The following is a 16234-nucleotide window of genomic DNA, read 5'->3' as shown; positions in this document are numbered from 1 at the left end:
CCGAAAGACGGCACGCGCCCGCCCCCTTCAGAGTCCGCCATGTACCCGACCGACACCGTGCAGTCCCCGAGCGCCGCCCGGCCGCTCGCCGATCGGCAGCTTCGCCGGATCGTCATCGCCTCCGTCGCCGGCAACGCGATGGAGTGGTACGACTTCTTCGTGTACGGCACGGCCGCCGCGCTCGTATTCGGCCACGTGTTCTTTCCGCCCGGCGCATCGCCGCTCGCGGGCAGCCTCGCCGCGTTCGCGGCGTTCGCGCTCGGCTTCGTCGCGCGGCCGCTCGGCGGGATCGTGTTCGGCCACATCGGCGATCGCTACGGGCGCAAGGCGTCGCTCGTGTGGACGCTGCTGATCATGGGCGCATCGACGTTCGCGATCGGCCTGCTGCCGACCTACGCGCAGATCGGCATGTGGGCACCGGCCGCGCTCGTCGCGCTGCGGCTCCTGCAGGGCGTCGCGTCCGGCGGCGAATGGGGCGGCGGCGTGCTGATGATCAGCGAGAACGCGCCGCCCGAGCAGCGCGGCTACTACGCGGCATGGAGCCAGCTCGGCGTCGGCGGCGGGTTCGTGCTGTCGTCGGCCGCGTTTCTCGCCGCGCAGGCGCTGCCGGACGACGCGTTCCGCGCGTGGGGCTGGCGGCTGCCGTTCCTCGCGAGCGTCGCGATCTTCGCGATCGGCATCTACATCCGCCGCCATCTGCCGGAAAGCCGCGACTACGAGCAGGCCGGCAAGCGCGGCGCGCATACGCATCTGCCGATCGTCGAGTGCGTTCGCCGCCATCCGAAGGAAATCCTGCTCGCGATGGGGCTGCGCGTCGCCGAAAACGGCGGCGCCTACATCTTCCTCGCGTTCTCGCTCGTCTACGGCAAGTACGTCGGCATCCCGAACGGCGTGATGCTGACCGGCGTGATGATCGCGATGATCGTCGAAATGGGCGCGATGCTCGCGTGGGGCCGGCTGTCCGACCGGATCGGCCGCAAGCCCGTGTACCTGATCGGCGCGCTGAGCCTCGTCGCGTGCGCGTTCCCGTTCTTCTGGCTGCTCGACACGCGGGCGACGCCGCTCGTGTGGCTCGCGCTGACGGTCGGCACGGCGGTCAGCCACGGCGCGATGATCGGCACGCTGCCCGCGCTCGTCGGCGAGCTGTTCAGCACCGAGGTCCGCTACTCGGGCGTCGCGCTCGGTCACGAAGTCGCGTCGATCTTCGCGGGCGGGATGTCGCCGCTGATCGCGACCGCGCTGCTCGCGCGCTACCACGCGTCGTGGCCGGTGTCGCTGTTCCTCGTCGCGCTCGGCCTCGTCACCGTCGTCACGCTGTGCGCGATGCGCGAAACGCGCGTCGTGCGGGCTGGCGATTCGCACGGCGACGGGGCGTGAGCGTGCGGCGCGCCCACACGCAGGCCGAGCCACGTCCGCCCGCCTGCCGTGGCCGATGCAGCAGCGCGCCGTGCGGCGCCCACGCTTCCCTGCCGCGACGGCTACATACCCGATGCCCTCTCCCGCGCGCCGTCGAATACCGGCGCCAGCCCCAGATGATCGAGCAGGCGCCCGAACTCGCCGAGCCGCTGCCGCATGTACGCAGCGACGTCGACATCCGCATAGTCGTGGAACCCGGCGCCCGTGCGCACGCCGTCGCGCCCGGCCTCCATGTTGCGCACGACGCTGTCGGCGGGCGCAAAGCGCGGGCCGATCTCGCCGGCCAGGTACTTCGATGCGTAGTACAGGATGTCGCACCCGCCCCAGTCGATGAATTCGAGCAGGCCGAGCACCGCGAAACGCGGGCCGAAGCCGGTACGAATCGCCATGTCGATGTCCGCGGCGCTCGCGACGCCCTCCTCGACCATCCGCGCGGCTTCGTTCATCGCGAGTGCCTGGATGCGCGGCACGATGTAGCCGGGCGCCGGCCCGCAGATCACCGGCCTCTTGCCGACGCGCTCGAGCAGCGCGGCCAGTGCGTCGACGACGCGCGGTTCGGTCGCGTCGCTGCGGCTGATCTCGACGAGTGGCATCAGCAGCGCCGGATTCAGCCAGTGCGCATTCAGCATGCGTTCGGGATGCACGACATGGCGCTGCAGCTCGGTGACGACGAACGTCGACGTCGTCGACGCGATCGTTGCACGCGCATCGACATGCTCGCCGAGCCAGCGCAGCGCGTCGGCCTTCGCGTCGAGCACTTCGGGCAGCGCCTCGAACACGAGGCCGGCGTCGCGCACGGCCTGCGCCGCGCCGTCACGCGCCACCAGTGCGATGCGCGCGACGACGGCCTCCGCCTGCGCCGCATCGATGCGCCCCAGCGCGACCTGCGCATGCAGCGGACGCCCGATCCCGGCACGCGTGCGGTCCTCGAATGCGCGCCACGCGTGCGCGTCGCGGGGCTTGAAGTCGATCAGCGTCACGTCCAGGCCCGCGAACGCGAACACCAGCGCGATCCCCTGCCCCATGCGTCCCGCGCCGAGCACGTGCACGCGCGCCACGTCAGCGGCGGCCGTCATGCGGCGTACCCCGCATCGAGCCGCGCGCGCATCGCATCGCGCGACAGCGCGGCAAGACCGAACCCGTCGAGCGTGCGGCCTTGCGCGTACAAGTCGCAACCGGTGACCGCCGACGCGACGCTCAACAGCCCCTGTGCCACCGGCGTCGGCACGTTCGCGAAACGCCCGCACGACACGATGAACGACAGCCCGAGCCGGGTGTCCTCGAGCATGTAGCGATGCGTGCGCAAATCGATCTTCTCGCGCCAGTCACCGCTATCGGTCAGCTTGCCGTGCGCGCCGCGCCCGTACATCCATTCGTCGCCGTCGGTCGCGTAGTGGTCCGCCAGCGGGAAATGCGGCGCGCGGTAGCCGAGCGCTTCGCGCACGGCGATGCGTTCGGCATCGAGCGCATTCGTCACGCGGCGGATCGACGGTTGCGTACCTTCGTTGTGGATGTCCCATGCGTCGAAGTGTTCGAGCGGGCCGGCGTTCATCAGGATCAGCGGCGGATGGATCACCGGGCCTGCGTTCATCAGCGCGCCGGACAGCGCGTCCTCGACCGGCTCGACCGACGGATAACCGGCACGCAGCACGTCGAACGCCCAGCCGGCCGCATTCGCGGGAAACACGCCGGTCGGCAGCCGCGTCGCGTACGCGCTGATCACGACGTCGTTGTCGCCGTGCTTGCGCACCAGGTAAGGCAGCGTGCCGGTCTCGGCGAACGCGACGCGCGCGCGATTGCCTGCGTCGGCGGCCGCACGTGCGAACACGAAGCTGCCGAACGTGCCGGGCGGCAGGAAGACGACCTGATCGTCTTCGAGCAACGGCGCGACCTGCGCGGCGAGCGCATCGTGCGACGTGGCCGGCAACGGCACCACGACGAGCCGCGCGCCGCGCAGCGCGGCCGCGAGATCGTCGGTCAGGCGAATCGCGCCGGGCGCATCGCCGAACGGCACGGCGCGCTTGCCGCGATAGTCGGTCACCTGCAACGCGCCGAGCTCGCGCAGCCGCGCATGCGGCTCGCGATCGCGCCGCCACCACGTCACGTCGTGCCCCTTCTCGAACAGATCGATCGCCGCCGCATGGCAGCCGTGACCGCCGCCCAGTACACATACCTTCATCGTTGTCTCCCGGTGAGTGAATGTTTCCGAGACTACGCGGCGAGCCCCGGCGCGTCGCTTCAAAACGCGCAACGGCACGCCCGTTCGCGCAACGCAATCGCGGCGACGCCCGGATCGCCGCGCCAACGCATCCGACACGAGGCCTGCGCATGGATACCGACCTTTCCCGACATGCACCGAACCGGCTCGGCACGCTGCATGCGCCCGACGAAGTCGAACGCGCGGTCGCGCACCGGCTGGGGCCGCACCGGATGGCCGCGCGCGGCCGCGATCCGTTTCGGGCGGAGCTGTACGAGGTGCCGCTGCATCACGGCGCGCTGCTCGAACTCTGCTATGGCCGCGAAACGCACATCGATTTCGGCGACGATGCGGATCATTTCCTGTTCCGGCTGACCGTGTCGGGCACGTGCGAGCTGCGCTCGGGCCATCGTGTTGCGCGCGCCGGCCCGGGCGAGCTGACCGTGTCGTCGCCCGCGCTCGCGAGCCGCCTGAGCACCAGCCCCGATTGCCGCAACCTGGTGCTGCGGCTCGAACGCGGCGCGCTCGAACGCAAGCTGCAGGACATGCTGCACATGACGCTCTCGCAGCCGCTGCAATTCGATCTCGCGGCCGGCGGCACGGGCACGGGCGCCGCGCTCGTGCCGCCGACCTTCGAATACCTGTGCCGGCTCGGCGCGCAACCGGGCATCGCCACCTCGGCGGCGACGTTCGGCGCGGATCTCACCGCATGGCTGATGTCGCTGCTGCTCACGCACCTGCCGCATTCGCACAGCGGCGCGCTGGCGCGCGGCACGCCGCCGCTGCCGGCCCACGTGCGCCGCGCCTGCGACCACGTCGACGCGCACCTGGACGAGCCGCTCGCGCTCGCCGCGCTGGCGGCCGTCGCGGGCGTCGCGCCGCGCACGCTGCAGCATGCATTCCGCACGTTCCTTCACACCACGCCGGCCGCGTACGTGCGCGACCGACGGCTCGCCGCCGTGCACGCGGCGCTGCAACGCGGCGACGCGCGCAGCGTGACCGACGTGCTGATCGCGCACGGCATCCACGGCTTCGGCCATTTCGCGAAGGCGTATGCGCGCCGTTACGGCCACGCGCCTTCCGTCACCGCGAGGCAAGCACCATGACGCACGCTGCAACGGGCCGGCCGCCGGCCCGCTCCGAATCTCCGCCGCCCGACGCCGACGCGCCCGACGGCCTGCGCGTGCAGGACCTCGACCTGAACCTGCTGAAGACGTTTCGTGCGGTCTACGAGGAACGGCACGTCGGCCGTGCGGCGCTGCGGCTCGGCGTCACGCAACCGTCGGTCAGCCATGCGCTCGGCCGATTGCGGCTGATGTTCCGCGACGCGCTGTTCGTGCGCACCGGCACCGGCGTCGAGCCTACGCCGCGCGCGCAGCGGCTCGCGGGGTCGGTCGACAAGGCGCTCGCGATCCTGCAGGATGTGCTGGACGAAGGCTCGCGCTTCGCGCCGGACAGCTCGCAGCGCGTGTTTCGGCTGCACATGAGCGATTTCGCGGCGAGCGCGTTCCTGCCGACGCTGCTCGCAGAATTCGACCGGCGTGCGCCGGGCGCGGTGATCGAGACGCTGCACGTCGACGAATGCCAGCTCAACGTCGCACTCGAATCAGGGCGCATCGATTTCGCGCTCGGGCATTTCGCGGACGCGTCGAGTCACTTCCAGCGCACCGCGCTGCTGCACGAACGCTGCGTGCTGCTGATGCCGCGCCGCACCGCCGAGCGCGTCGCACTGCCCGACGATTTCGTGCTCGACGGCGACGCGCCGGACACGCTGCGCCTGGTCGCCGTGACGTCGCATCCGCAGTCGATGCAGTTGCTGGAGCGGCACGGGCTGATGCCGCGCGTGCGCGCGGCGTTGCCCGATTTCATGGTGGTGCCGGCGCTGCTGGCGCACGGCGACTATGCGCTGATCCTGCCGGAAACCGTCGCGATCACGTTCGCGGCGCGGCAGCCTTGCGCGCTGTACGAGATCGCCGGCGCAGGCGAATGGCCCGTGAACGCGTACTGGCACCGGCGCTTCGATGCGGACCCGGGCCATCGGTGGCTGCGCGCACTGCTGCTGGAGTTGTTCGATATCGGCCGGCAGGCGCCGTTCGACGCATGGCTCGCGCCGCACCCGGCCGCCTGTGCGTAACGGCACCGGCAGGCGCGGGCGAATCGAGCCGGTCAGAACGACGTGAGGATGCCGGCGACGATCGAGCTGGCGGTCGCGCCCGGGTTCGCGACCGCGACGCCGCCGCCTGCCGCGCCATTCACGACGAAGCGCGCGTGCGCGCCGTTGCGCACCATCGCGGCGCCGGTGTACAGCACCGTGCGTTTCGACAACGGATAGTCGAGACGGATGCCGTACGAATCGGCGTTGCCGGCGCTGTCGGCGACCTTCCGGTAGTGGCCGACGCTCAGCAGCAGCGATGCGCGCCCGATCGGCACCGTCGCGCTCAGCTCCATCGTGTCGCTGTGCGGATACGCGCTCTGGCTGTCGATCGCGGTCGCGACGTCCGGGCCGCCGCGATGCCGCATGTAGAGCGCGGCGACCTTCACGACGTCGAAGTCGTACGAGATCGCGCCGACCGTGTAGTTGCCGTTCGCGGCCGGGCTCGTGTCGCCGAGCGCGGAGGCGGCGACCGGGCTGAACTTCTGCTGCATGGTGTCGACGTCGATCGACAAGCCGCCGCGCGCATAGTTGAGGCCCGCGCCGTACGTATCGCCCAGCGTCGACGGCTGGCCCGCCGCGCCGTTGGTGCCGCGCGCGGCCATCGCGCGCAGCATGAAGCCCGCGTAGCGCGGCGACGTGTAGCGCATCGCGTTGCGCACGCGCAGGAACGCGGGGCCGACGAAGTTGTTCGTCGCGTTGCCCCACGCGAGCCCCGCGCCGAGGCCGGGCAGGCTGTACGTGACGAGCGTGGTGTGCACGATCGTGTAGAGCTCGCCGAACTGCACGCCGCCGAACGGGCCGGTGATGCCGACCCACGCCTCGCGGCCGAACAGCGCGCTGCTGTTCGACAGCGCGCCGCTCGCCGCGTTGAAGCCGTCCTCGAGCTTGAAGATCGTCGCGTAGCCGCCGCCGAGATCCTCGACGCCCTTCAACCCCCACTGCGACGCCCACAGGTTGCCGCTGCCCATGCGCGTTACATGGTTCGGCCCGGCGTTCGCGTATTCGATCGACGTATCGATGCGGCCGTAGAGCGTCACGCTCGACTGTGCGAAGGCAGGCTGCGATGCGCACGCCAGCAGCGCGGCGGCCAGTGTGGCAAGCGGTACGGCAAGCCGGTCGGCTCGCCCGTTCGGATGGTTCATCTGCGTCGTCCCGTAGAAATTTCGGCGCCCGTCGGCAACGCGCCGTTCGATATGAAGCGCGTCCGCCTTCGGATGCGAACGCTGCCGATCAAAAACGGGCCGAGTCTAGGAACGACAATTTCGGACGTCGACGCAATCCGGTCTATAACGCTTATAGATGCGCCGCATGATGCGCGCGCGCCCCGCCGCACGCGCGCTGCGCGGCGGCCCGCGCGCACGGCCCCGGTGTTTTCTTTACCCGGGTCGGTAAAGGTCCGTGTGGCGCGGCTGTCACTCCGGCTATGGCGGCCGAAATTGGCCGACTACGCTGCGTCTCCGATCGTGTCACCCGCACGCTTTCGCGCCGCGACGGCGCCCGGCCCGCAACGCCGGCGCCGCGCTTCCCCACCGCTTCTGGAGAATCCGCATGTCCGCATCCACGGCCCGCGCTGCCGACGGCAAGCGCTATACGTATGAATGGTATGTCGTCGTCATCTGCATGCTCGCGTACGTCTTTTCGTTCGTCGATCGCCAGGTGCTCGTCCTGATGATCGAACCGATCAAGCGCGACCTGCACCTCTCCGACACGCAGTTCAGCCTGCTGAACGGCTTCGCGTTCTCGTTGTTCTACGCCGTGATGGGGCTACCCGTCGCGTATCTCGCCGACCGCTACGCGCGACCGCGCATCATCTCGATCGGCATCGCGCTGTGGAGCGTCGCGACCGCCGCGTGCGGGATGAGCCAGCACTTCGTGCAGATGTTCATCGCGCGCATGGGCGTCGGCGTCGGCGAAGCCGCGCTGTCGCCCGGCGCGTATTCGATGCTCGCCGACTACTTTCCGAAGGAGAAACTCGGCCGCGCGATCGCCGTGTATTCGCTCGGTTCGTTCATCGGCGGCGGCGTCGCGTTCCTGATCGGCGGCTACGTGATCGCGCTGCTCAAGCATGCGAGCGCCTTCACGCTGCCGGTCGTCGGGCAGGTGCACGCGTGGCAGGTCACGTTCCTGATCGTCGGGCTGCCGGGCCTGCTCGTCGCGCTGCTGTTCGCCGCGACCGTGCGCGATCCCCAGCGCAAGGGGCTCGCGCAAGACCGCTCGGGCGCCGTGCGACGCGTGTCGATGCGCGATTCGCTGCGCTTCGTCGGCACGCATCGCGCGACCTTCACGTGCCACTACCTCGGCTTCTCGTTCTATGCGATGGCGCTGTACTGCCTGCTGAGCTGGACGCCCGCGTTCTATATCCGCCGCTTCGGGATGACGGCCGTCGAAGCCGGCTACACGCTCGGCGTCGTGCTGCTCGTCGCGAATACGGCCGGCGTGTTCTGCGGCGGCTGGCTCAACGACTGGCTGTTGCGCCGCGGCCGCACCGATGCGCCGATGCGTGCCGGCGCGATCGGCGCCGCGTGCATGGTGATTCCCGCGACGCTGTTCACGCAGCTCGACAGCCTGCCGGCGTCGCTCGCGATGCTCGTCGTCGCGATGTTCTTCGCGTCGTTCCCAATGCCGACCTCGACCGCCGCAATGCAGACGCTCGCGCCGAACCAGATGCGCGCGCAGATCTCCGCGCTGTTCCTGCTCGTCTCGAACCTGATCGCGCTCGGCATCGGCACGACCGTCGTCGCGCTGTTCACCGATCGCGTGTTCGGCACACCGGCGGCGGTCGGGCATTCGATGTCGATCGTCAACGTCGCCGCGGCCACGCTCGCGGCGCTGCTGCTGGCGGCCGGGTGCCGGCAGTATCGCCACAGCCTCGACCGCGAGCGCGGTCACGCATCGGCGTCGGTCGCGCCGGTCGCCGACCGCGGCGACGCGATCGCCGCACGCTGAGCGTGCGTCGTTCCGCTCGCCAGGAATTATCCATCCCACTGATTCCGGCATCGCTTTTTAATCGATTTGATTTATGCGATGCCCATCCCTATTCTCGATCGCATGACGGCGCGGACTCCGCCGCGCCGGTTTTCACCCTCCCCACGGAACACCCCATGCAAGCGAATCGCCACCAGGTCCGGATCGACGCGCTGATCGACGCGGCGCAGGACATACGCTGTTTCCGGGTTTCGCGCGTCGACGGCCAGCCGTTCGATCCGTACGAACCCGGCGCTCATATCGACGTCACCGCACCGTCCGGCGTCACGCGGCAATACTCGTTGTGCGGCCGCCCCGACGAGCGCGACAGCTACCTGTTCGCGGTGAAGAAGGAAGCACAGTCGCGCGGCGGCTCGCGCTCGCTGCACGACGACGTGCGCGTCGGCGCCGAGCTGTCGATCGGCGCGCCGCGCAACCTGTTTCGCCTGACGGATCAGGCGAGCGAGCACGTGCTGATCGCGGCCGGGATCGGCATCACGCCGCTGCTGTCGATGGCATACGCACTCGAACAGCGCGGCGCGCGTTACCGGTTGCACTACTTCGCGCGCAGCCGCGAGCATGCGGCCTTCGTCGACGAACTGTCGGCCGGGCCGTTCGCGTCGCACGTGACGTTCCACTACGGTATCGAGCCGGCCGCGCTCGCGGCCGAGCTCGGCCGCTGCATCGAAGCGATCGACACGCATGCCCATGTGTACACGTGCGGCCCCGGCCCGTTCATGGATACGGTCGTCGCGGCGGCCGCCACGCGGATTCCGGAAGACGCGATACATCTCGAACGCTTCGCGGCGGAGCCGGCCGCGGCCGACGCCGCGACCGATGCCGCCCCGGCGGAAGGCTTCGAAGTGCGCCTGCAGCGCAGCGGCCAGTCGGTGCGTGTCGCGCCCGGCACGTCGATCGTCGACGCGCTCGCGCAGATCGGCATCGAGGTCGATACGTCATGCGGCGAAGGCGTGTGCGGCACCTGCATGGTGCCGGTGCTCGACGGCGAGCCCGATCATCGTGACCATTGCCTGAGCAAGGCCGAACGCGCGAGCAACACGGTGATCTGCTGCTGCGTGTCGCGCTCACGCTCGCCGGTGCTCGTCCTCGATCTCTGATGTGTTGATGTGTTGATGTGTTGATGCGTTGATGCGTTGATGCGTTGATGTACTGATGTTCCGGCACACGCGCCCGGATGACACTGCGCGGCGCGCGCGGCCGTCACGCGTCGAACCGCTCGACGATCTCGGCAAGCAGCGCGCGCATCCACGCGATCCCCTCGTCCTCGTGAAAGTGTTCGTGCCAGTGCATCGTCACCGGTGCGGGCGGCAGCGTCACCGGCAAGTCGTACAGCCGGAACGCGTTGTCGCGGTTGAGGATCCGCGCAAGCCGCTTCGGCAGCGTCGCATAGAGATCGGTGACCGACAACACGCTCGGCAGCGCGACGAAGTGCGGCACTTCGAGCGCGATGTTGCGGCCCACACCCTGCGCGCGCAACGCGTCGTCGAGCGCGTGGTGGCTGTGCTCGACCGATTTCACGTTGACGTGCGCGGCGCGCACGAACTGTTCGAGACTCAGCGACGTGCCGGCCGGCACCCCGCGCCGGCGGCCCGTCATGCACACGTAGGTTTCCTCGAACAGCACCTGGTGGCGCGTGCGCGGCATCAGCTCCGGCAGGTTGCCGATCGCGAAGTCGAGCCGGCTTGCGCGCAGCGCTTCCTCGATTTCCTCCACCGGCAGCGGCTGCACGCTCAGCGTCACGCGCGGCGCGCGCTCGCGCAACGCCTGGCAGATCGCCGGCAAATACGCCATCTCGCCCGCATCCGACAGCGACAGCCGGAACGTGCGCGTGCTCGTCGCCGGATCGAACCGCTCCGCATAGCGCAGCGCCAGGCGCACCATGTCGAGCGCCTTGCCGACGATGCCGGCGAGTTCGAGCGCGACCGGCGTCGGCTGCATGCCCGCGCGCGTGCGCACGAACAGCGGATCGTCGAACAGCGTGCGCAGCCGCCCGAGCGAATAGCTGACGGCGGGTTGCGACAGCGCGAGCCGCTCGCCGGCCTTGGTCAGGCTGCGTTCCTCGACGATCGCCTGGAACACCCGCAACAGGTTCAGATCGAGATGATCGACCGATGTCATCGTGACCTCCATCATTTGCCGAATTTATTTGATTGGCAATTTTAGATCAATTTGACGGATATGTAGCAGAAGACGAGACTGGTCTCCCGACGCTGCGCACAGCGCGGCCCGATTTCGCGACTCTTTCCCCACGACGACGATGAGCGACACTTCCTACCAGACGATCGACACCCGCGCGTTGCATGGCTTCGCGCAGCCCGACCGCATCGCGCCCGCGATGTATCACGACCCGGCGCTGTTCGAAGCCGAGCTCGACCGCATCTTCTACCGTACCTGGATCTGGGTCGCGCACGAGAGCGAACTGCCGAAGCCGGGCGACTTCGTCACGACGACGATCGGCCGCCAGCCGGTGATCGTCGTGCGTGACAAGACCGGCGAGATCAACGTGCTGCAGAACCGCTGCCGCCATCGCGGTGCGACCGTGTGCGAATCGCACAAGGGCAACGCGAAGGGCTTCACGTGCCCGTACCACAGCTGGTCGTATGCGCTCGACGGCACGCTGCGCGCGCTGCCGTACGGCGACGGTTACGAAGGTGTGTGCGAGAAAGGCGACCTGCCGCTCGTGAAGCTGCGCGTGGGCGTGTACCAGGGGCTGATCTTCGCGAGCTTCAACGACGACATCGAGCCGCTCGAGGATTTCCTCGGCGGCGCGAAGCCGTGGATCGACCTGTTCATGAAGCAGGGCGCCGGCTACCCGATCAAGGCGAACGGCGAGCACAAGTTCAAGTTCAAGGGCAACTGGAAGATCCAGCTCGAGAACACGACGGACCTCTATCACTTCCCGGTCGTGCACAAGTCGTGGATGAAGTCGATCGACGACGAGACGGCCGCCGCGATCACGAGCTTCATGACGAGCGACGATGCGTTCTGCCGCTCGCTCGGCAACGGCCACAGCCTCGCGGTGCTGATGCCCGAGCTGGTCGATCTCGACGAAGACGACGGCGCGCCGCTGCCCGAGCGCTTCGCGCCGCTCGCGGCGAAGCTCGCCGAGCGCCATACGCCGGAAGAGGTGCGCCGCATCGTGCGCTCGCTGATGGGCGTCGGCTTCAACCTGAACCTGTTCCCGAACCTCGCGCTGTCGATGGCGTTCTTCCGCGTGCTGCGGCCGATCTCAGCGAACGAAACCGAGATCCGTCACGTCGCGCTCGCGATGGACGGCGGCCCGGACGAAGCGAACCGCGAACGGCTGCGCATCCACGAGCATTTCCAGGGCCCGTTCGGCTTCGGCAGCCCCGACGACGCGGAAGCGTGGGAGCGTGTGCAGCGCGGCGCGCATGCGGGCCCGGACGTGCCGATCCTCGTGAACCGCGGGCTGAACCGCGAGACGACTGCCGCGAACGGCGAAAAGACCGCGCATGCGACCGACGAGACCGGCATGCGCGAGGCTTACCAGCAATGGCGAAAAATGATGGAGCAACAATAATGGACAACCGCAACGCCCTCCTTTCCGAGCAGACCTTCGCCCGTGCGGTGGAATTCGTATGGCGTGAAGCCGAGATGCTCGACCGCCGCGACTATCGCGCGTGGCTCGACCTGTGGGACCCGGCCGGCCACTACGTGGTGCCGATCGATCCCGACGCGACCGACTTCGCGGCGACGCTGAACTACGTGTTCGACGATCGCGACATGCGCGAGAAGCGCGTGCAGCGCATGGTGTCGGGTTACTCGGCGTCGGCGGCCGACGCGGCGCGCACGGTGCGCACAGTGTCGCGCTTCACGCTGGAGAGCGGCAGCGCCGGCGTCGTCGAGCTGAAGTCCGCGCAGGTCGTCGTCGCGTACAAACGCGGCGTCGCGACGCTGTTCGCGGCCGACGTCACGCACAAGCTGCAGGTCGATGCGGACGGCGAGATGCGGATCGCGGAGAAGGTCGTTCGCCTGATCGACTCGACCGAAGCGCTCAGCGCGATCGGCTTCCTGCTGTAAATGGCGGCCGGTTCGCCGTCGCCAGCGCAACGGTGAACCGGTCACCTTCACCTTTCCCGACGACCATGCCCACACTCGAAGTTTTCCTGCCCGCCGGCCACGACGACGCACACAAGGCCGAACTGATCGCGCGGCTCAGCCACGCGACCGTCGACGCGATCGGCGCGCCGCTCGAATCGGTGCGCGTACTGCTCACCGAATTGCCGGCCTCGCACATCGGCCTCGGCGGCCGCACGGCGGCCGACGGTGCGCCGCCGTCGCTGCCGGTGATCGTCGCGATCCTGATTGCCGGCCGCACCGACGAGCAGAAGCGCGCGTTGATCGCGGCGCTTTCCGACGCCGCCGCGGCCGTGCTCGATGCGCCGTTGCAGGCGACGCGCGTGATCGTCAAGGACATCCCGAACACCGACTTCGGGATCGGCGGCCTGACCGCGCGGGCGCTGGGACGCTGATCATGGGCCGGGCGCCGCTCCATCGTGCGCCGCCGCCCTGCCGCGCTATCCGTGATGTCCTTCGCGGCCGTGACGCAACGCAGCGGCTACGCGTGTGCTGCGCCGGCAAGCGGCAGCGTCACGCGGCAATCGAGCCCGCCGCCCGCGGCCGGGCTCGCGACGATACGCCCGCCGTGACGCGTGACGATGCTCTTGCACAGCGACAGGCCGATTCCGTTGCCGCCCGCCTTCGACGACGAGAAGCCGTCGAACAGCCGGTCGTGCGCACCTTCCGCGATGCCCGGTCCGTTGTCGATCGCGCGCAGTTCCGCGTGCCCGTCGACATTCGCGGTGCCGAGCGTCAGCGTGCGCGACGCACGCTCGCAGCCGGCGAACGCCTCGATCGCGTTGAATGCAAGGTTGAGGATCACCTGCCCGATCAGCACGCGCTCGCAGCGGATCGGCAACGGTGCATCGGCCTGCACGATCGCGACCGTCACGCCCGCCTCCTTCGCGCGCAATTCGATGAAGTACGCGACGTCGGCGAGGATCTCGCGCAAGTCGGTGAGCGCGACGACCGGCTCGCGCTTGACGATGAATTCACGCACGCTCTTGATGATCAGCGCCGCATGCTCGGCCTGCCGATCGGCACTGTGCAACCCCCAGATCGCATCGTCGACGGCCCCGCGCGTGTTCAGCCGCCGCACCGCGCCCTCGATGAAGTTACGCACGGCCGCGAGCGGCTGGCTCAGCTCGTGCGCGATCACGCTCGCCATCTCGCCCATCGCGTTGTAGCGGCCCGCGTGTTCGAGCATCCGCGCCTCGGCGCGCCGGGCCTCCTCGATCGCGACTTCGTCGCTCACGTCGCGGAACTGCACGAGCAGTCCGTCGAGATCGCCTTCGATCTCGACCTGCCGGCACAGGATGCGCAGCCAGCATGGCGAGCCGTCGCGCCGCACGATCCGGTAGCGCTGCGGCGTGGACGGGTACGCCGACGGTGCGTCGCGCAGCTGTGCGACGAGGCGGTCGCGATCGGCCTCGGAGCAGTAGTCGAGCACCTCGCCGAGCGCTTCGTCGGGTGCGAGCCCGAGCACGCGGCGGCCCGACTCGCTGATGAACTGCACACCGCCACGCGGCGTCACGACCGCGATGCCTTCGTCGAGATCCTGCATGAATTCGCGCAGCCGCGCCTCGTAGCGGCGCAGTTGCCGGCGAACCGCCTCTTCCGCGCTGATGTCGCGGAACTGCACCATCACGACATCGCGCCCGCGCAGCGGCACATAAGTCGCGGTGGCCTCGGACAGCATGTCGACGCCGGTGCGCGATCGATAGCACCATTCGTACACCTGCGGCCCGTCGACGAGCGCACGATCCCATGCGCTCACCGCGATCTCGCGCCGGTATTTCGGTTCTGGGCGGGTCATGTCCGGCGCCTTCAGCGGCAGCAGTTCCTCGACGGAAAAGCCGAGCGCGATGCAGGCGGCGCGATTCGCCCACACGATCGCCCTGGTCTGCGCGTCGTGCAGCAGCACGCAGGTGGTCAGCGCGTCGAGCAGCCGGTGGAAATCGTCTTCGTCGGGGAAGCTCATGATCGGATTCTGATGAAGGCGCGCGGTGTCGCGCGGCCGGATGTTCAACATAGCACCGGCGTGCACGGCCCGCATCTGAAGATTTCTTTAGTCCGGCACGGAGCGCCACCAGTCGCGCGGCCCTACGCACCAATTGCCGCACTTTTCAGGCGTTTCTAGACTGGCTCCATCGTCTTGCCCCGCAATCGAACCCTATCCCCAGGAGACAGCCATGCCCAACGCCGCCCTCGCCATCGACGCCGCGTCCCCCTCGCCGCATGCGGTCCGCGAAGCGGCCGCGCGCCTGTCGCCGCTCGACGCGGTGCTCGAAATCGTCACGGCGCGTCGCGACGAATTCGACCGCCTGTCGCACGTGCCGCGTGACGTGATCGCGCTGTTCAAGGAAGCCGGCCTCTATCGCGCGGGCACGCCGCGCCGCTTCGGCGGCGATGCGCTCGCGCCGACCGCGTTCCTCGGCATGATCGAGCGAATCGCCACCGCCGACGGTTCCGCGGCATGGGTCGCCAGCTTCGGTTCCGCGAACGTCTATCTCGCCGCGTTGCCGCTCGATACACAGGCCGAGCTGTACGCAAGCGGCCCCGATCAGGTGTTCGCGGGCGGGCTGTTCCCCGTGCAGCCGGCGCAACCGGCGCCCGGCGGCTGGCGCGTGAACGGCACGTGGAAATTCGCGAGCGGCTGCAAGGGCGCCGACTGGCTCGGCGTCGGCATCGCGGTGCCCGGCGCGCAGGACGCCGCGCCGAACAAGCCGCGCACGGCCGTGTTCCGCGCCAGCGAAGTCCACATCGTCGAAAACTGGAACGTGGTCGGCATGCAGGGCACCGGCAGCCACGACCTGCGCGTCGACGACCGCTTCGTGCCCGAAGCATGGACCTTCGTGCGCGGCGGCGAGCCGACCGTCGACGAGCCGCTGTACCGCTATCCGACCGTCGCATATGCGGCGCAGGTGCTCGCCGTCGTCAACCTCGGGCTCGCGCGCGCGGCGCTCGACGTCGTGAACCGCATGTCGGGCGGCCGCCAGACGACCACCGGCGCACCGCGCCTCGCCGATCGCGCGTACTACCGCATTGAGCTCGCGAAGGCCGAGGCGCAACTACGCTCGGCGCGCGCGTTCTTCTACGACGCGACCGATTCCGTCTGGCAATCGATCCTCTCCGGGAACCCCGTGACGGCCGAGCAGGTCAGCCTGCTGAGGCTCGCCGCCACGCATATCGCCCGCGAAGGCGCGAGCGTCGTCGAGCGCGCGTACCGCCTCGGCGGCACGGCCGCGATCTACCGCGCGCATCCGCTGCAGCGGCTGTTGCGCGATGCGATGGTCGTCACGCAGCACGCGTTTCTCGGCGAAGGCAACTTCGACGGCGCCGGCGCCGTGTTCACCGGCGTCACGCCGTTCCCCGGCTATCTTTAATCCGCGTCGATCGAC

At 69.2% G+C, this 16234-nt stretch carries 14 protein-coding genes; 9 read left to right on the top strand and 5 right to left on the bottom strand.

All coding sequences use genetic code 11. From position 1 onward, the window contains the following. Positions 1–39 precede the first annotated feature (39 nt). On the top strand, positions 40–1377 hold the full coding sequence (locus tag DIE13_RS25705) for an MFS transporter (RefSeq protein ID WP_124829902.1): 1338 nt from the start codon (positions 40–42) through the stop codon (positions 1375–1377). A 101-nt stretch (positions 1378–1478) separates the two neighbouring features. Here DIE13_RS25705 and DIE13_RS25700 read toward each other — a convergent pair whose 3' ends face one another. Both DIE13_RS25700 and DIE13_RS25695 read right to left on the bottom strand, forming a co-directional pair. Next, entirely contained in the window at positions 1479–2492 is a 1014-nt protein-coding gene (locus DIE13_RS25700) for a 3-hydroxybutyryl-CoA dehydrogenase (RefSeq protein ID WP_124829901.1), read from the bottom strand. Beyond that, on the bottom strand, positions 2489–3595 hold the full coding sequence (locus DIE13_RS25695; protein WP_124829900.1) for an NAD/NADP-dependent octopine/nopaline dehydrogenase family protein: 1107 nt from the start codon (positions 3593–3595) through the stop codon (positions 2489–2491). Before DIE13_RS25695 ends, DIE13_RS25700 begins: the two co-directional genes overlap by 4 nt. Before the next feature lie 149 nt (positions 3596–3744). Between DIE13_RS25695 and DIE13_RS25690 the strand changes: the two genes are divergently transcribed. Together DIE13_RS25690 and DIE13_RS25685 are read left to right on the top strand one after the other, a co-directional pair. Then, the gene (locus tag DIE13_RS25690) at positions 3745–4719 is read left to right on the top strand and encodes an AraC family transcriptional regulator (RefSeq protein ID WP_124829899.1); all 975 of its coding nucleotides are present in this window, start codon (positions 3745–3747) and stop codon (positions 4717–4719) included. Beyond that, entirely contained in the window at positions 4716–5747 is a 1032-nt protein-coding gene (locus DIE13_RS25685) for a LysR family transcriptional regulator (RefSeq protein ID WP_124829898.1), read from the top strand. Before DIE13_RS25690 ends, DIE13_RS25685 begins: the two co-directional genes overlap by 4 nt. 32 nt (positions 5748–5779) lie before the next feature. Here the strand turns inward: DIE13_RS25685 and DIE13_RS25680 are convergent, their stop codons facing one another. Continuing rightward, positions 5780–6910: a porin gene (locus DIE13_RS25680; protein ID WP_124829897.1), complete on the bottom strand. Its 1131-nt coding sequence runs from the start codon at positions 6908–6910 to the stop codon at positions 5780–5782. 406 nt (positions 6911–7316) lie between these two features. On the opposite strand from DIE13_RS25680, the gene DIE13_RS25675 reads away from it, so the two are divergent. Then, a complete protein-coding gene (locus DIE13_RS25675) occupies positions 7317–8714 on the top strand; it encodes an MFS transporter (RefSeq protein WP_124829896.1) in 1398 nt (465 codons plus the stop codon). Between the two features lie 155 nt (positions 8715–8869). Further along, positions 8870–9850 carry a PDR/VanB family oxidoreductase gene (locus DIE13_RS25670; RefSeq protein ID WP_124829895.1) on the top strand — a complete coding sequence of 327 codons (981 nt, stop codon included), beginning with the start codon at positions 8870–8872 and terminating at the stop codon, positions 9848–9850. A gap of 103 nt (positions 9851–9953) precedes the next feature. Here the strand turns inward: DIE13_RS25670 and DIE13_RS25665 are convergent, their stop codons facing one another. After that, complete coding sequence (locus DIE13_RS25665) at positions 9954–10871, bottom strand: LysR family transcriptional regulator (protein WP_124829894.1); 918 nt, start codon at positions 10869–10871, stop codon at positions 9954–9956. A 139-nt stretch (positions 10872–11010) separates the two neighbouring features. Here DIE13_RS25665 and DIE13_RS25660 point away from each other — a divergent pair, with 139 nt between their 5' ends. The 3 genes from DIE13_RS25660 (at position 11011) to DIE13_RS25650 (ending at position 13246) form a co-directional block, all read left to right on the top strand. Continuing rightward, a complete protein-coding gene (locus DIE13_RS25660; protein WP_124829893.1) occupies positions 11011–12294 on the top strand; it encodes a Rieske 2Fe-2S domain-containing protein in 1284 nt (427 codons plus the stop codon). Continuing rightward, on the top strand, positions 12291–12794 hold the full coding sequence (locus tag DIE13_RS25655) for an aromatic-ring-hydroxylating dioxygenase subunit beta (protein WP_124829934.1): 504 nt from the start codon (positions 12291–12293) through the stop codon (positions 12792–12794). The genes DIE13_RS25660 and DIE13_RS25655 overlap by 4 nt, the downstream gene beginning before the upstream one ends. Before the next feature lie 65 nt (positions 12795–12859). Next, positions 12860–13246: a tautomerase family protein gene (locus tag DIE13_RS25650; protein ID WP_124829892.1), complete on the top strand. Its 387-nt coding sequence runs from the start codon at positions 12860–12862 to the stop codon at positions 13244–13246. A gap of 86 nt (positions 13247–13332) precedes the next feature. Here the strand turns inward: DIE13_RS25650 and DIE13_RS25645 are convergent, their stop codons facing one another. Further along, complete coding sequence (locus DIE13_RS25645) at positions 13333–14889, bottom strand: ATP-binding protein (protein ID WP_124829891.1); 1557 nt, start codon at positions 14887–14889, stop codon at positions 13333–13335. Positions 14890–15025: 136 nt separating this feature from the next. Between DIE13_RS25645 and DIE13_RS25640 the strand changes: the two genes are divergently transcribed. Beyond that, complete coding sequence (locus DIE13_RS25640) at positions 15026–16219, top strand: acyl-CoA dehydrogenase family protein (RefSeq protein ID WP_124829890.1); 1194 nt, start codon at positions 15026–15028, stop codon at positions 16217–16219. Positions 16220–16234 lie beyond the last annotated feature (15 nt).

The sequence above is a fragment of the Burkholderia sp. Bp9016 genome, assembly GCF_003857765.1.
Lineage (GTDB): Bacteria > Pseudomonadota > Gammaproteobacteria > Burkholderiales > Burkholderiaceae > Burkholderia.
The sequence above is the reverse complement of the archived record's forward strand: the minus strand, read 5'-3'. Positions and strand labels throughout refer to the sequence as shown.

What these genes read in the sequence shown, in the direction of transcription:
- DIE13_RS25705 (WP_124829902.1), top strand. Translation starts at nt 40, where the DNA reads ATGTACCCGACCGACACCGTGCAGTCCCCGAGCGCCGCCCGGCCGCTC.
- DIE13_RS25700 (WP_124829901.1), bottom strand. Translation starts at nt 2,492, where the DNA reads ATGACGGCCGCCGCTGACGTGGCGCGCGTGCACGTGCTCGGCGCGGGA.
- DIE13_RS25695 (WP_124829900.1), bottom strand. Translation starts at nt 3,595, where the DNA reads ATGAAGGTATGTGTACTGGGCGGCGGTCACGGCTGCCATGCGGCGGCG.
- DIE13_RS25690 (WP_124829899.1), top strand. Translation starts at nt 3,745, where the DNA reads ATGGATACCGACCTTTCCCGACATGCACCGAACCGGCTCGGCACGCTG.
- DIE13_RS25685 (WP_124829898.1), top strand. Translation starts at nt 4,716, where the DNA reads ATGACGCACGCTGCAACGGGCCGGCCGCCGGCCCGCTCCGAATCTCCG.
- DIE13_RS25680 (WP_124829897.1), bottom strand. Translation starts at nt 6,910, where the DNA reads ATGAACCATCCGAACGGGCGAGCCGACCGGCTTGCCGTACCGCTTGCC.
- DIE13_RS25675 (WP_124829896.1), top strand. Translation starts at nt 7,317, where the DNA reads ATGTCCGCATCCACGGCCCGCGCTGCCGACGGCAAGCGCTATACGTAT.
- DIE13_RS25670 (WP_124829895.1), top strand. Translation starts at nt 8,870, where the DNA reads ATGCAAGCGAATCGCCACCAGGTCCGGATCGACGCGCTGATCGACGCG.
- DIE13_RS25665 (WP_124829894.1), bottom strand. Translation starts at nt 10,871, where the DNA reads ATGACATCGGTCGATCATCTCGATCTGAACCTGTTGCGGGTGTTCCAG.
- DIE13_RS25660 (WP_124829893.1), top strand. Translation starts at nt 11,011, where the DNA reads ATGAGCGACACTTCCTACCAGACGATCGACACCCGCGCGTTGCATGGC.
- DIE13_RS25650 (WP_124829892.1), top strand. Translation starts at nt 12,860, where the DNA reads ATGCCCACACTCGAAGTTTTCCTGCCCGCCGGCCACGACGACGCACAC.
- DIE13_RS25645 (WP_124829891.1), bottom strand. Translation starts at nt 14,889, where the DNA reads ATGCGGGCCGTGCACGCCGGTGCTATGTTGAACATCCGGCCGCGCGAC.
- DIE13_RS25640 (WP_124829890.1), top strand. Translation starts at nt 15,026, where the DNA reads ATGCCCAACGCCGCCCTCGCCATCGACGCCGCGTCCCCCTCGCCGCAT.